Raw genomic sequence first — 14566 nt, forward strand, 5'->3', positions numbered from 1 at the left:
CTGATTGGTGAGCTGTGTAGGGGAAGACCGGCTATTGGAAGGCTAGTCCGGGACGGGAAAGCAGGACAAGGGCAGGCGCGCTTTTGGCGCTGACATGGGGGTTCGTCAACGGCACCGATTGACCCATTTACAAGCTGACGGGAGAGTGCTTTCATAGGTTTCACGTTCCACCGGCCGGTGGGGCGAATGGGTGGAATTTGGGGAGTTTTGCCGGGGGGGAGGGGCCGTGGCATTTCGCATCGCCGTTTCGGCCGCCGCCGCGCGCGTCTGCATCGCGGCCGGCCTCGGTGCCCTCGGCTGGACTCTTCTCGCAACGACGACGGCGGAGGCCGCGGATCTGGATGCCCAAGGTTTGCCGGCCGGGGTCGCAGCGGAATTGGAAGACGCTGCGGCCCCGGCCGGAACAGCGGCAGCCCAGGTCATCGCTCCGACAGTCCGAGTCATCGCGCCTGCGAACCTCGCCCCTGTCGCCGAAGTCGGTGCTCTCATCGAAGCCCCCGTGGAACTCGTCGAACCCGTCGTCGACGCCGTCGCCGAACCCGCCGGCGCAGTGACGAAGCCTGCGGGTGAACTGCTCAAGCCCGTCACGGAGCAGCTCAGCCCGGTGACCGAGCCGGTAGGCAAAGCGCTCAAGCCTGTGGCGGACCAGCTCAGCCCGGTGACCGAGCCGGTAGGCAAAGCGCTCAAGCCTGTGGCGGACCAGCTCAGCCCGGTGACCGAACCGGTGGGCGAGGTGCTGGCGCCGGTGACGGACCAGCTGCGCCCAGTGATCGAGCCGGTGACCGAGGTGCTCGAACCAGTGACGGATACGCTCCGTCCCGTGACCGACCCCGTGGCGCCGGCACTACCTGAGCTGCCTTTGCTGCCAGGGGCTCCGTCCATGCCAACTGCACCCGAGGAATCTTCCGATCCTCCGGCTGAGCCTCCACCTACGGAACCTGTCGACCAGGCCGGCAATCCTGTACCCGGACCTGGCCTTACGGAACCCGACGCAGCGGCCGTCACCCAGATGCCGCCGTCGCCGGCTGTGCCAGCAGGTGCCGAGGCAAACACAGAAGAATCCGCTACGGCCACCTTGACTCGTCCCGACTCCGGCACCCTAGCGAGCCAGCCGCGGCCCCGGCCACTGAGCTACCAGGACCTTCCAGGCGTCGCAGGCTCCGGTTTAGCCGCGCCGTCGATTGGTGCGATTGATAGCCCCGCGGTGCTTCCCTTGAACTTCGGCGGCATTCCTTCCGGCTCCGTCCCCACCGCCAACGGCGGCACGGGAAGCGCCGGTACGGGAGCTGCCGGTCCCGCATCGGCCGACGCCTTCCTGGCGGACGGGCCGAACCTTGAGCTTGCCAGCCTGTTGACCCGGACCGCGGACAGCACAGCCCTGCCCGCTTCCCCGGCATTCGATCCTGGCTCCACGCCCGACTGATCCACCCCGGCCTGTCGTGGTTTTGGACAGGCGGCTCTCGCACGACACTCCCGCACCCAGCCCCGGCATCCTCAGCGCCCGGGCCGCGAACGGACCGGCTTCGCCCCGGTAGCCGCGGTCACGCGCCGATGTCCGCGGGGCCGGCCGCAACCCGCGCACGGGCCACTGCTCCACTGGACGCTGCCCTCTGCGGGCCGCTTGCCGGCCACCGCCCTGATGCGGACCTGACGAACATTCATCTGCCGAACGCCGCCGCGCCTGGCGGCCCGGCCGGAGTACCTTGGAAAGGGTGAGACCCATGAAGGCTTGGGATTGGTAACCACGAGCTGAGGGGTGCCCCGCCACGAAGGCGGGGCACCCCGCCGTCGTACTTCTCCGCGTTGCCGGGAGCTACCTATTCGTGAAGCGCCGCACGGCCGCGGAACCCAGCTGGACCAGGCGGATGCAGGCCGCGGTGGCGAGCGGCGCACCGATCAGGACGCCCGAGGTGCTGGTGCCGCCCGTGGCCAGGATTACCGCGCCGGCCGAGAGGACGACGGTGTAGAAGACGGCGAGAATGACCGGGGTTGCTGCGTCGGACGCGACGGCGCGGCGGATCGCGGCAAGGGAAAACATGGTCTGTCCTGGAGACTGGAAGGGACGGGCGAAAGCCCTGGCACGGAGGTGCTCCTTCAAATTATCTGGCCGACGCGGCGGCTCCGATGGCGCGACCCGATATGGCGTTGATCACTGTCCGCAACTCAAAACGGGCCGGTTCCAGTGAGGCCTTGTTGCCGCCCTATTCCTCCTGGCGAAGTTTCGCCTTCGCAACGAGTTCGGTTATCCATGGCCGGTGTCCGCGGTGGAGGGCCAGGCCTTCAGGCAGATTCTGGATGGAGGCGGTTGTGGCTGCGACATCGATAGTGATCGGCCCGGCTCCGGTCGGTGCGTTGGCAATGTGGAGGTTGCCATAGGACTCCGGGAGTGCAGGGTCTATCCAGATGGATCCGAGGGAAATATGCGCGTCGTAGCCCATGAGGCTTGTCACCAGGAAGATGGGCGTGGTTGCTGCCCAGGCCTGCGGGGAACACGCGGTTGGGTAAGGTACGGGCGCCGTGAACTGTGTCCGGTTGAAGCCGCAGAAGAGTTCAGGCAGTCTGCCGCCGGAGTATTCGGCCGCGTCCAGCAGGGCGGTGGCGATCCGCTGTGCCTCTGCGACGAAACCGTAGCGTAGTAGCCCGGCCGCGATCAATGCGTTGTCGTGGGGCCAGACGGAACCGTTGTGGTAGCTGGCGGGGTTGTAGGCGCCCATGTCGGAGGCGAGGGTGCGAACGCCCCAGCCGCTGAACATCTGCGGTGACATCAACCGTTCGGCTACTTGGGGGGCCTTGTCCTCGTCGATGAGGCCGAACCATAGGCAGTGCCCCATATTCGAGGCACAGGAGTCGACCGGGCGCTTGTCTTTGTCCAGCGCGACAGCGTAGTACCCCTTGTCCGGCAGCCAGAACTGCTCGTTGAACCGACGCTTCAACTGCGAGGCGCGGTCGCGCAGTTCGGCCGCCAGGTCAACGTCGCCGGCGTCGTAGGCCATCCAGGCGCGGGCCATATAGGCGCCGTGGACGTAGGCCTGCACCTCGCAGAGGGCGATCGGTGGTTCGGCCAGCGTGCCATCGGCGAAGTTGATTCCGTCCCAGGAGTCCTTCCACCCTTGGTTGATGAGTCCTTGGTCGTTGAGGCGTTGGTACTCGACAAAGCCGTCGCCGTCTTTGTCCCCATAGGTGTAAATCCATTCCAGCGCCCGGTCCGCGTGCGGCAGCAGCGCTGCAATAGTTTCCCTGGCAAAGCCCCATCGGCTGGCTGATCCCAGCGCCATCACGAACAATGGCGTCGCGTCTACGCTGCCGTAGTAGGCGGACTTGCCGCCCAGTGCCAGCCCGCTGGAGACACCCAGCCGGACCTCATGCAGGATCTTTCCCGGCTCCTCCTCGCTTGCCGGGTCGACCACTTTTCCCTGGCGCTCCGCCAGGGTCTGCAGGGTGCCCAGGGCCAGTGACGGGTCCACCGGGAGGGCCATCTCCGAGGCCAAGAGCGAGTCGCGACCGAATAGGGTCATAAACCAGGGCGCGCCGGCAGCAACCATAATCCTCTTGGGGTGGGCCGGATCTTCGATGCGCAGGGCGCCCAAGTCGTCGTAGCTGCGCCGCAGGGTCCGTTCGATCGAGCGGTTGCTCAATTGCAGCACCGGAATTCTGGATACCCATTCTTGCCGGCGCCGGTCGCTGGCGGACAGTTCGCCCGGGGCCGGGTGTGCAAACGGTGCCAGGGGGCTCTTGCCATTAACCATGGGCACGGCACTCAGGCGGGTTGTCCACTGCCCTTGTGCCGGGATAACTACATCGAAGGTCAAAGTCCCGACTGTGGCATTGGCACCTTCAGCGGTGATGAGAACGCCCCTGCTGAAGTCCTGCCAGGAAGCCCGGATGGTCAGCGAGCCGTCACCGGGTTCGCGGGTTTCGTCCCACTGCCGGTGGATACGGGCCTCCTTCACTTCGAAGAGGTCCGCAAAGTCGGCTTCGACGCTGATGCGGATGTCGCATGCGACCGGCTTTAGTGAGTAGTTGCGGATCGTTAGCTGTTCCAGGATGCCGGCGCCCACTTCGCGCTGCCGTTCCACGATCAGCGGGGTGTCCGCGTAGCCATCCGCGCGGGGAACACGGCCGGCGAAGACTGCCCGGTAGGGTTCCTTCGTCTCCGCGGCCAATGGCTCCACCGGCTGGCCGTCAATGGTTAGATCCCAGCCGGACAGGATGCGAGTGTCCTCGAAAAAGACCCCTTGCGGCAGCCCTGGTTGAATGTTCCCGTTCGCTTGGGAAATGCAGAAGGAAGTCCCCTCCACCAAGGTGACGGTTCCGGCCCCGAGCGGTCCCGCAGCTGTGTCAGCGTTCCATCCGGCCATATCCGGCTCCTCTGCGCAGACCGTCGCGATGCGGAAGCGCGTCGCGCTCAGCTCACTGCTTTTTCGACGCTACGCCTGTCTGCGCACGAGTACCAGCGCCGGCACCGCAGGGGCCCCGCATGGCTGGCACCCGTGACGCGGAAGCCCTGCCGGCCCGCTATCCACGAGCTCGTGGATAGCGGGGAGCGGCGCGCCCTCAGGACTGGATGGCTGGTTCGAGGCCCGGGATGCCGTCCGGCAGGAGGTCGAACATGCGGTCGAAGACGTTGCCGCGGTCGAACTGCAGGGCGAACTCGCGGGCCCGGCGTTCCTGTTCGGCGCGCTCGGCGGCGTTGGTCTCCAGGATGGCGTGGTCCAGCGCCGCGGCGATCGCTGCCGGATCGTCCACGGGGACGAAGGCGGCGCAGTCGCCGACGGCCTCGCGGATGCCGCCGGTGTCGGCGGTGATGACGGGGCCGCCGCCGGCGAGCATTTTCTCGGCCAGGGCGATGCCGAAGGTTTCGACGAATTCCGGACGCGGCTTGCTGGGCAGCACGAAGGCGGCGCTGCCGGCCATCAGGTGCGGCTTCTCGGCGTCGTCGACGTCGTCCAGGAAGGTGATCCGGTCCGCTGCGGGGGATGCCGCCGCGAGGTCGCGCAGCTGGGCGGACTCCGGCCCGCGGCCGGCGATGACGAGTTTCAGGCCGGCGCCGGAGCGGCTGGATGCGAAGCCATGGATCAGGTCGTCGACGCCCTTGGCCGCGGCGAGGCGGGAGAGGAAGAGCACGTAGCCGTCCTTGGCCAGGCCGCGGGTGGAGAGGACGCGCTCCTGCTCGGTCGGGTCCAGGTCAAGGTAGGCGGCGGTGTTGATGGCGGGGTAGGAGATGCCGATGCGTTCCCTGCACTGCGGGGCGAACGCGGTGCCGTGGCGGGCATCGATCTGCGCCGCGGACTCGATGATCAGGTCCCGGGTGTACTCGGAGACGGCGACGCAGTGGTCCTGGCTGAGGTAGCTGGAGAGGATATGCGCGGCGGCGCCGAAGCGGCCTTCGGTCACGCACGCGCGGACCACGTTGGTGACGTCGGAACCGACGGCTTCGGCGATGGTCGTGACATTGACGGGTAGCCCCGTGCTCCAGGCCGCGCGGACGGCGTCGGCCACCGCGACGGTGTGCGGGCTGAGGTAAAGGGAGAGGCAGACGGTGGGAACGCCGTCGGTAAACAATTCGATGAGGCGGCCGGTCAGCCCCGCGAGGTAGCGGCCGTCCGGGACCTTGTAATCGCCCACGGGTTCCGGCCGCTCCACGCTAATGCCGTCGCTGTAGGGCAGGACGCCGTCCAGGGGCTTGAGCGGCAGGCCGGTAGCTTCGAGCCGTTCGATGGGCCAGGTGACGATGCGGACTTCGTCGAAGCCGCGCTCGCGGGCGGCCTCGGCCAGGTTGCGGGCCTCGCCGGAATGGCCGCAGATTACGGGATCGGCGCGGACAACGATGACCAGGCGGTTCACAGGCTGTCGGGTCATGATGCGAGTACCTCCGAGGGTGTCGACGGGTTTGACGTGGAATCCGAGGGCGGCCGGTTGGCGGTGGCCCAGCCGGACGGGTCCGGACCGAGATGCAGGACCAGCTGGCCGCCGCGGTGCAGTTCGTTGCCCCGGAGCCAGCTGCGTTCCAGGGGCTTGCCGTTGAACTCGGCGGACTGGACATACTGCGGCGGGCCTCCGTGTTCCGGTTCCCTGAAGCCGCGGGTGAGGATTTCCAGGGACTTGTCGGCGACGCTGATGGTGGCTTCACGGAAGGACGGGGCGTTGACCAGCACCAGGTTCTGCCCCGCGACCGGGAACAGGCCGAGGGACGCCCAGACGTACCAGGAGCTCAGCCCGCCGGAATCGTCATTGCCGGGCAGGCCGCCGCGGCCGGTGCCGAACTGCTGGTGCACGATGTCGTGGACGACGCCGGCGGTCCGGTCCGGGCGGCCGGCGTACTGGTAGGCCCACGGAGCATCCATGTCCGGCTCGTTGTTCAGGCCTTCGAAGCGCCCCAGCGAGTAGCCGGCCAGCAGTTCCTCGACCGAGGGCCGCAGCCCGGGCTGCTTGACCGGGTCCGCGCCGACGCCGAAGAACTGGTCCAGCAGTGCCATGAACGGCCCGTCGCCGCCGGCCAGCTGGATCCGGGCGGCCATGTCCGGTAGCAACCGGAACGAGTAGTTCCACTTGCTGCCTTCGTAGTACGTGGAGTCGACGAGCAGGCCGGTGGCCGGGTCGAAGGCGTTGGCCCAATGCCGGATGAGGGGCTGGAACTCGGTAGCCAGGGCGTTGTCCTGGACGTGCCGGGCGACCTTCGAAGTGCACCAGTAGCCCAGCGCCAGGTCCAGCGTGTGGCTGATCGGATGGGCCAGGCCCGCGACCAGGTAGTCCTCGCCGTAGGTCCGGCGCAGGTCGTTGTGCATGTGGACGAGCGCCCAGTCCCAGTCGATGCCGGGCAGCTCCAGCTGGCACAGGTCGCCCAGGAAGGTGTGGGCGAGGGCGCTGCCTTGCCGGGAGAACCGGTCTTCGCCGCGGGCCATGCGGTAGCCGATCGGGAAGTTGCCTTCCTCTTCGCAGATCGTCAGGAGGGCATGGCCAAGTTCGACGGCGCGCCCCGGCAGCAGCGTGGTCAGCAGCGGCAGCTGGGTCCGGTAGATGTCCCACATCGTGCAGAGGTCGAAGGCGAAGGGGCCGCGGGCCGGCCAGAACGGGCTCTCGTTCTCCGCCAGGCACGGTTTGATCAGCGAGTGGTACAGGGCGGTGGAGAAGATGGTCTGCCGGTCCCGGGACGGAGCGTCCACCTTGACCCGGCGCAGGTGGTCCTTCCATGCCTCGTTGGTCTGGGCCCGGCGGGCGCTGAAGCGGCCCGGGCCGGTGCCGCAGTCCCGGTGCAGGTTCTGCTCGGCCTGCGCCACGCCGCGGAGCGAGAAGCCGAACCGCAGCTCCACCGATTGGCCGGGTTCGCTGGGGCCGGCCCACATGAGCCCGAAGGGGCGCAGCGTCGTCGGACGGATATGGTCGAAGTCCAGCCGGGTGCCGCCGGGCATCAGCCGCCGGTCGTACCAGAGCATTTGCCGCCACTGCAGCGCGTCGCACTCGATGTGTACGGCCAGCGGGGCGCCCTCCATCACGATCTCGCCCTGGGCCACGCCCGGTCCGACGGATTCCAGATGCGCCCGCAGCGGCACGGTGATGCCATAGGGAATCGAGAGGCCGCCGAGGGAGAAGTCCACCACCAGCCGGGCGTCGCGGTGGCGCGGGAAGGTGTAGCGGTGCACGGCACTCTTCGGCCCGACGGTGATTTCCGCGCGCACGCCGGAATCCAGCGTCGCCGCGTACCAACCCGGCTCGGCGCGTTCCTCGTCCAGGTCCCAGTGCCGGCCGAGCGAATCCAGCGGTTCGAGCATCGGGGTGACGCGGAAGTAGTTGTAGTACTTGCGGATGGCGCCCGTGCCGGACTGCTGGAAATGCGTGAAGCCCGAGGCCACCTGGCGGTCGTGGATGGTCGGCGGCAGGCCCTCGGTGGACAGGTCGTAGCGGCCGTAGCCGGTGGGGTAGGCGCCCGAGTACGAGCAGGCCGACACCATGCCCAGCGGATAGGCGGCACCCGGATGCGTATTCCCCACGGCGGGTTTCGGCCACCACCAAGTGGAGGGAAGGCCCGTGGGCTCGGGCAGGTCGGTGATCTCCGTTCCGATGAACGGATCCACCCGCTCTATCACCGGCTGCTCCCCACGGGCCGCGGGGGCTCGCCGGGCACCCGCGGCGTGGCGTCGATTGTCATGGGTGGAGCGTACTACCAACAGGTAGCCGCGTCATGAGCGGCAGATGACGATTCTGTATCAAGCCGGGCAGCTCGGGGAACTGCCGGCGCCTATCCGGTCTCCCGGGGCAGATGTTCCATGCCGCCGGTGAGGGCCTGCAAACCGAGGGTCCCGTCGGCGTCCAGATAGTCGGCGAAGTAGGCGGCGATCGCGTTCCTGGCGATGCTGCCGGCGGCGGCCGCATCGCGGGCCTCGATGGCGTGCAGGATCGCCCGGTCGCGTTCGACGGACTCCCGCATGGCGGTGCTGCTGTTGGCGGATCGGTCCATCCGGTCGTTCATGAGTTTGAGGATGGAGTCGGCGACGGCCTCGCCGCAGATGCGCAGCAGGGCGTTGTGGCTGGCGTCCCAGACGGCGGCGTGGAAGTCCAGGTCCGCACGGTTGAAGCTGTCCGAACCGTGCGCCGCTTCGGCTTCCATGCGTACGACGGCGTCGCGCATCTTTTCGAGCTGCTCTTCCGTGCGCAGGGCGGCGGCGAGCTGGCACGCGGAACTTTCGAGCACGATCCGGAACTGGACGAGCTCGGAGAGCGAGAGCGAGGCGATCCGGGCGAGGTTGGTGAAGGAGCGGCCGAGGCTGTCGGGGGAGAGGGCCTGCACCTGCGGACCGCCGCGGCCGCCGGGTTTGGAGGCGATCAGGCCCTGGCTCTGCAGGACGCGTAGGGCCTCGCGGATCGTGGGGCGGCTGACGGAAAACTGGACCATGAGGTCGCGTTCGCTCGGCAGGTGCTGCCCGGGTTTGATGCTGCCGGACAGGATGGCCTGCTCGATCTGCTCGACCACGCGCTGGTAGGTGAGCGTGGGTACGGCCGGTGAGAAGGTGACGTCGCCCATAACCTGCCTTCCGTCGTCGTTATTTTCACACAACTGGTCAGACCATGTAACTAGATAGCAACATCATCCTGCCATAGTGTTGGATGGATCACACTGATGAGTTGAGAAGTTCCGGTTCGATGGAGGGCCCATGCGTTCGAATAAGAAGTTCGGTCTGGCCGCGGCGGTGCTGGCCGGCGCCCTGTCCCTGACGGCGTGCAATGCCGGCGCGGGTTCTACCGCGTCGCAGGAGGCGCAGCAGGACTCGGTCACGGTGGCGCTGACGGGGGAGCCGGTGAACCTGGACTTCACGACGACGGCGGGTGCGGCGATTCCGCAGGCGCTGATGTCCAACGTGTACGAGGGCCTGGTGGAGATCGACCAGGAGGGCAAGATCCAGCCGCTGCTCGCGGAATCGTGGGAGCTCAGCGAGGACCGGAAGACCTACACGTTCAAGCTGCGCGAGGGGGCGAAGTTCTCCAACGGGGAACCGTTCACGGGCGAGGACGTGAAGTTCAGCATCGAGCGCGTGCAGTCCGATGAGTGGGTCTCCAGCCTGAAGTCGAAGATGGACGTGGTGGACGCGGTCAACGTGCTCAGCGATACCGAGGTCGAGGTGGTGCTGAAGCAGCCGAGCAACGCGTGGCTCTTCGACATGGGCGCGCTGGTCGGCGCGATGTTCGACCCGAGCGGCGTCGACGACCTGGCCAACACGGCGATCGGCACCGGCCCCTACACGATCGAGGCCTGGAACCGCGGGCAGTCGATCGAGCTGGCTGCCCGGGACGACTACTGGGGCGAGAAGCCGGGTGTCGAAACCGCGACGCTGCGCTACTTCGCCGACGCGGTGGCCACCACCAACGCGCTGCAGTCGGGCGACGTCGACGTCGTCTACAACATGCAGGCCCCGGAGCTGCTCTCCTCGTTCGAAGGCAACGACAAGTTCCAGGTGCTCGAGGGCACGTCCAACGGCGAGATCGTGCTGTCGATGAACAACAAGGAGGCCCCGTTCGACGACGTTCGGGTGCGCCAGGCGGTGATGCACGCGATCGACCGGCAGGCCGTCGTCGATACCGCCTGGAACGGCTACGGCACGGTAGTGGGCGGACCGGTTCCGCCGACGGATCCGTACTTCGAGGACCTCAACACCGCCTACCCATACGATCCGGCCAAGGCCAAGGAACTGCTGAAGGAGGCCGGCACCGAGAACCTGGACATCACGTTCACAGTGCCGACCCGGCCGTACGCGACGGCGGTGTCCGAGATCGTGGTCTCGCAGTTGGCCGAGGTGGGCATCAACGCGAAGATCGAGTCCGCCGAATTCCCCGCCGTCTGGCTGGACCAGGTCTTCACCAAGAAGGACTACCAGATGTCCGTGGTGCTGGCGGTGGAAAGCCGGGACGTGCTGGCGATGTTCAACAACCCGGACTACTACCTCGGCTACGACAACTCGAAGATCAAGGATGCCGCTGCCAAGGCCGACGCGTCGGACGAGGCCGGCTACGCGGACGGCATGAAGGACGTGGTCCGGACCATCGTCGACGACGCCGCGGCGGACGTGCTGTTCATCTTCCCGAACATCGTGGTGGCGGACGCCAAGGTGACCGGCATCCCGGCCAACTCCGTCACGGAGGCGCTGGACCTGACCAACATCGGCTGGGAGTAAACGCTCGATGGCGATCCGGCTGCTGATCAACCTGGCGCGGTTCGCGGTCACCTACGTGGCCGCGACCGTGCTGGTGTTCCTGTTCATGCGCGCCATCCCGGGTGATCCGGCGCAGATCGCGCTCGGCGTGAACGCGACGCCGGAGCTGCTGGCGCAGACCCGGGCGGAGTTCGGGACGGACCGGCCGCTGGTCGTGCAGTACTTCGACTGGGCGCTCGGGCTCCCGTTCGGGGACTTCGGCACGTCCTACGTGACCCGGCAGGACATCAGCCCGCTGGTGCTGGACCGGGTCCAGGTCAGCCTGATCCTGGTGGTGCTGGCGATGATCGTGGCGCTGCTGATCGCGATCCCGTTCGGCACGCTCGCGGCGGTCAAGCACCGCAGCCCGGGCGGCATCCTGGTCAGCGGCCTGAGCCAGCTCGGCGTGGCCGTGCCGAACTTCCTCGCCGGCATCCTGCTGGTGGTGGTCTTCGCCGTCGGCTTGGGCTGGTTCCCCGCGAACGGCTGGACACCGCCGGGGCAGGACTTCGGCGACTTCGCCTCCCGCGTGGCGCTGCCGGTGCTGGCGCTCGCCTCGGTGCAGGGCGCCATCCTCACGCGCTACGTCCGCTCCGCCGTGATGGAAGTGATGAGCGAGGACTACCTCCGGACCGCCCGCGCCAAGGGGCTGGGCAAGATGGAGGCGCTGTTCAAGCACGGGCTGCGCAACGCCTCCATCCCCGTGCTGACCGTGACCAGCGTGCAGTTGGCCGCGCTGATCATCGGGGCGGTCGTGATCGAGCGGGTCTTCGTCATCCCGGGGCTCGGCTCGATGCTGCTGGACGCGGTGGGAAACCGTGACCTGCTGACCGTCCAGTCCGTGGTGATGGTGCTGGTGGCCATCACGCTCATCATCAACCTGGTGGTCGACGTGCTCTACACGATCCTCGACCCCCGCATCCGGAAGGCGTCATGACTACCCAGCCCGCCGCCATCGTCCGTTCCACCCGCCGCAGGCCGGCGCCCACGCTGCTGATCGGCGCCGCGCTGGTGCTGCTGGTGGTGCTCGCCGCACTCATCTCCTTCGTCTGGACGCCGTACGACCCGGTGCAGGCCGCCCCGGCGGACCGGCTGCAGGGCTCCAGCGCCGCCCACCTGATGGGCACGGACCGCTACGGGCGCGACGTCTTCTCCGGAATCCTCTACGGCGCCCGGATCACGTTGCTGGTGGGGCTGGTCGCCGTCGGCATCGCCCTGCTCATCGGCACGCCGCTCGGCATCCTCGCCGGCATGCGCGGCGGGGCTGTGGAGGAGGTGTCGATGCGCGCCTCGGATATCCTGCTCGCCTTCCCCGCGCTGCTGGTCGCCATCATGTTCGGCGCAGTCTTCGGGGCCAGTACGACGACGGCGATGCTCGCCATCGGGATCGGCTCCATCCCGGGCTTCGCGCGGGTCGCGCGGAGCGGGACGCTGCAGGTCATGAGCACCGAGTACGTGCTCGCGGCGAAGGCCTCCAGCCAGGGCTCGTTCCGGATCGCGCGGCGGCACGTGCTGCCGAACATCGCCGGCATGGTCGTGGTGCAGTGCTCGGTCTCCTTCGCGATCGCGGTGCTGGCCGAGGCCGCGCTGTCCTTCCTAGGCCTGGGCACGCCGCCGCCGGTGCCGTCCTGGGGACGGATGCTGCAGGAGTCGCAGCAGTTCCTCGGCACCTACCCGATGCTTGCCGTCTGGCCCGGCCTGGCGATCGCCGTAGCGGTGCTCGGGTTCAACCTGCTGGGCGACGGTCTGCGGGACAAGTTCGATCCGAAACTGAACGGAGGCCGCTGAGCATGGAAAACCTGCGTGAGCCTTTGCTGCGCGTCGAGTCCCTCACCGTCTCCACCGCGGACCGTCCGCTGGTCTCCGGCTTCAACCTCACCATGGCCAAGGGCGAGCGGATCGGCCTGATCGGCGAGTCCGGCTCCGGCAAGTCCATGACGACGACGGCGCTGATGGGGCTGCTGCCCGAGGGCGTCTCCGCGACCGGCTCCATCCGGCTCGCCGGGCACGACCTGGATTTGGTCGGCGCGCCGGACAAACGGCTGCGGCGGATCCGCGGGAATGACATGGCCATGGTCTTCCAGGAGCCGCTGACCGCGCTGAACCCCCTGATGAAGGTCGGCCCGCAGGTCGCCGAGATCATGCTCAAGCACAAGACCGCTCCCTCCGGCTCCGCCGCGGCGGCACGGGCGATCGAACTGCTGGCAGACGTGAAGCTGCCGGACCCGGCGGAGGCGGCGAAGGCCTATCCGCACCAGCTCTCCGGCGGGCAGCGGCAGCGCGTGATGCTGGCCATGGCGCTCGCCAACGACCCGGCGCTGCTGCTCTGCGACGAGCCGACCACCGCGCTGGACGTCACCGTGCAGCGGCAGGTGCTGGACCTCATCCTCGAGTCCGTCCAGCGGCGCGGCACCGGCCTGCTCTTCATCACCCACGACCTGTCCGTCGTGGCCAACATCTGCGACCGCGTCCTCGTGATGCACCGGGGCGAGGTTGTGGAGGAAGGGTCCACCGAGGACGTCTTCTCCCGGCCAAAGCACGCCTACACCCGAGGCCTCCTGGCCGCCTCGGACCTCGACGCCACGGACGACGACGGCCGGCTCTTCACCGTGGCCTCGGCCGGCGGCTACACCCCGCCCGCCCCGGAGGAGGTCATCGAGGAAGTGCCCGCCGCCGCCGTGCACTTCGGAGGCCATGCGGCCCGACCGCACGACGGCACAACCGTCCCCGGTTCCGCCGCGGCCGAGGCGGCCGAAACGGCGGCCGCCGTGAGCCCCGCCGCGGACGCCCCGGTCGTCGGCCTGCCCTCGGTCGATGTTGCGGTCACCAGGTCGGCTTCTTCCCGGGCAGCCGACGCCCCGGGCCGGGAAAATCCGGCCCCGGAGAAGGCGACAGTCCCCGCCCAGCCGGCGGGCGCCGTCGTCGTTGGTCCGGAACACGCCCCCGGCACCGACGCTCCGGTGATCCGCGTGCGCGACCTGGTCAGGACCTACCAGCGGCAGCGCACCTCGCTGTTCGGCCAGCGGACCGAGGTGCAGGCGCTGCGCGGGATCTCGTTCGACGTCGCCACCGGCCAGCGCTTCGGCGTGGTGGGGGAGTCAGGATCGGGCAAGTCCACGCTGCTGCGGATCCTCGCCGGGCTGGACCAGCCGACCTCGGGCAGCGTGCAGGTGGCCGGCAACGAGGTGGCCGGGGCCAAGGAGGGCGAGCTGGCCGAGCTGCGCCGGCAGCTGCAGATCGTCTTCCAGGATCCGATGGGCTCGCTTAATCCGCGCATGAAGGTGCAGGACATCGTCGCCGAGCCGCTGCTCGCCCCCGGCCAGAAGGTGGACAGCGCGCGGCAGCGGAAGCTCGTTGCGGAGATGCTCGGCGCCGTCGGGCTTCCCGCCGATTCCGCCGAACGCTTTCCGCACCAGTTCTCCGGCGGACAGCGCCAGCGCATTTCGATCGCCCGCGCGCTGATCTGCCAGCCGCGCGTGCTGGTGGCGGATGAGCCGGTCAGCGCGCTGGACGTCTCGGTCCGCGCGCAGGTGCTGAACCTGCTCTCCGACCTGGTGGACGAGTACCAGCTGACTCTGGTCTTCGTCTCGCACGACCTCGGCGTGGTGCGGTACATCTGCGACAACGTCGTGGTGATGAACCGTGGGCAGATCGTGGAGAGCGGCGGCACCGAGCAGATCTACGAGGCGCCGAGGCACGAGTACACGCGGACGCTGGTCAATTCGTCCATGTCCCTGCGGGCCGAGCTGGCCGCCCGGGAGGCCGCCATGTCCGGGTGACGGACGGCGTCGGTTCCCCGGGCCGGCGGTTGTCCTCGCACGGTTCTCCGGACTGCCAGCTGTCCGCGCACGGTTCTCCGGGCTGACAGCGGCCCTCCGGGGCCA

General features: G+C 68.3%; 10 protein-coding genes. 5 read left to right on the forward strand and 5 right to left on the reverse strand.

Annotated features, from left to right (window positions below; genetic code table 11):
• The first annotated feature begins 226 nt into the window (after positions 1 to 226).
• Positions 227 to 1423 (forward strand): hypothetical protein, encoded by a 1197-nt coding sequence (locus tag WFH44_RS13860; protein ID WP_336714499.1) that lies wholly within the window; start codon positions 227 to 229, stop codon positions 1421 to 1423.
• A 390-nt stretch (positions 1424 to 1813) separates the two neighbouring features.
• On the opposite strand, the gene WFH44_RS13865 is transcribed toward WFH44_RS13860, so the two are convergent.
• The 5 genes from WFH44_RS13865 to WFH44_RS13885 form a co-directional block, all read right to left on the reverse strand.
• A complete protein-coding gene (locus tag WFH44_RS13865; RefSeq protein WP_336714500.1) occupies positions 1814 to 2038 on the reverse strand; it encodes a hypothetical protein in 225 nt (74 codons plus the stop codon).
• 163 nt (positions 2039 to 2201) lie between these two features.
• Entirely contained in the window at positions 2202 to 4358 is a 2157-nt protein-coding gene (locus WFH44_RS13870; protein ID WP_336714501.1) for an amylo-alpha-1,6-glucosidase, read from the reverse strand.
• A gap of 196 nt (positions 4359 to 4554) precedes the next feature.
• A complete protein-coding gene (locus WFH44_RS13875) occupies positions 4555 to 5859 on the reverse strand; it encodes a glycosyltransferase (RefSeq protein ID WP_336714502.1) in 1305 nt (434 codons plus the stop codon).
• Positions 5856 to 8084 carry a glycoside hydrolase domain-containing protein gene (locus WFH44_RS13880; RefSeq protein WP_336714503.1) on the reverse strand — a complete coding sequence of 743 codons (2229 nt, stop codon included), beginning with the start codon at positions 8082 to 8084 and terminating at the stop codon, positions 5856 to 5858. Before WFH44_RS13880 ends, WFH44_RS13875 begins: the two co-directional genes overlap by 4 nt.
• 152 nt (positions 8085 to 8236) lie before the next feature.
• Complete coding sequence (locus WFH44_RS13885) at positions 8237 to 9019, reverse strand: FadR/GntR family transcriptional regulator (protein ID WP_336714504.1); 783 nt, start codon at positions 9017 to 9019, stop codon at positions 8237 to 8239.
• Positions 9020 to 9149: 130 nt separating this feature from the next.
• Here WFH44_RS13885 and WFH44_RS13890 point away from each other — a divergent pair, with 130 nt between their 5' ends.
• The 4 genes from WFH44_RS13890 to WFH44_RS13905 are packed head-to-tail and all read left to right on the forward strand — an operon-like array spanning position 9150 to position 14461.
• Positions 9150 to 10664, forward strand: a complete 1515-nt coding sequence (locus tag WFH44_RS13890) for an ABC transporter substrate-binding protein (RefSeq protein WP_336714505.1) — start codon at positions 9150 to 9152, stop codon at positions 10662 to 10664.
• Between the two features lie 7 nt (positions 10665 to 10671).
• A complete protein-coding gene (locus WFH44_RS13895; protein WP_336714506.1) occupies positions 10672 to 11619 on the forward strand; it encodes an ABC transporter permease in 948 nt (315 codons plus the stop codon).
• Entirely contained in the window at positions 11616 to 12470 is an 855-nt protein-coding gene (locus WFH44_RS13900) for an ABC transporter permease (protein WP_336714507.1), read from the forward strand. Before WFH44_RS13895 ends, WFH44_RS13900 begins: the two co-directional genes overlap by 4 nt.
• Positions 12471 to 12472: 2 nt before the next feature.
• Positions 12473 to 14461 carry an ABC transporter ATP-binding protein gene (locus tag WFH44_RS13905; protein ID WP_336714508.1) on the forward strand — a complete coding sequence of 663 codons (1989 nt, stop codon included), beginning with the start codon at positions 12473 to 12475 and terminating at the stop codon, positions 14459 to 14461.
• Positions 14462 to 14566: the final 105 nt, after the last annotated feature.

This window comes from Arthrobacter sp. USHLN218 (genome assembly GCF_037144715.1).
Taxonomy (GTDB): domain Bacteria; phylum Actinomycetota; class Actinomycetes; order Actinomycetales; family Micrococcaceae; genus Crystallibacter.

Bases quoted from the DNA above. Each gene is read 5' to 3' on its own strand.
- WFH44_RS13870 (WP_336714501.1), bottom strand. From the start codon at position 4,358: ATGGCCGGATGGAACGCTGACACAGCTGCGGGACCGCTCGGGGCCGGA.
- WFH44_RS13905 (WP_336714508.1), top strand. From the start codon at position 12,473: ATGGAAAACCTGCGTGAGCCTTTGCTGCGCGTCGAGTCCCTCACCGTC.
- WFH44_RS13865 (WP_336714500.1), bottom strand. From the start codon at position 2,038: ATGTTTTCCCTTGCCGCGATCCGCCGCGCCGTCGCGTCCGACGCAGCA.
- WFH44_RS13895 (WP_336714506.1), top strand. From the start codon at position 10,672: ATGGCGATCCGGCTGCTGATCAACCTGGCGCGGTTCGCGGTCACCTAC.
- WFH44_RS13875 (WP_336714502.1), bottom strand. From the start codon at position 5,859: ATGACCCGACAGCCTGTGAACCGCCTGGTCATCGTTGTCCGCGCCGAT.
- WFH44_RS13890 (WP_336714505.1), top strand. From the start codon at position 9,150: ATGCGTTCGAATAAGAAGTTCGGTCTGGCCGCGGCGGTGCTGGCCGGC.
- WFH44_RS13885 (WP_336714504.1), bottom strand. From the start codon at position 9,019: ATGGGCGACGTCACCTTCTCACCGGCCGTACCCACGCTCACCTACCAG.
- WFH44_RS13900 (WP_336714507.1), top strand. From the start codon at position 11,616: ATGACTACCCAGCCCGCCGCCATCGTCCGTTCCACCCGCCGCAGGCCG.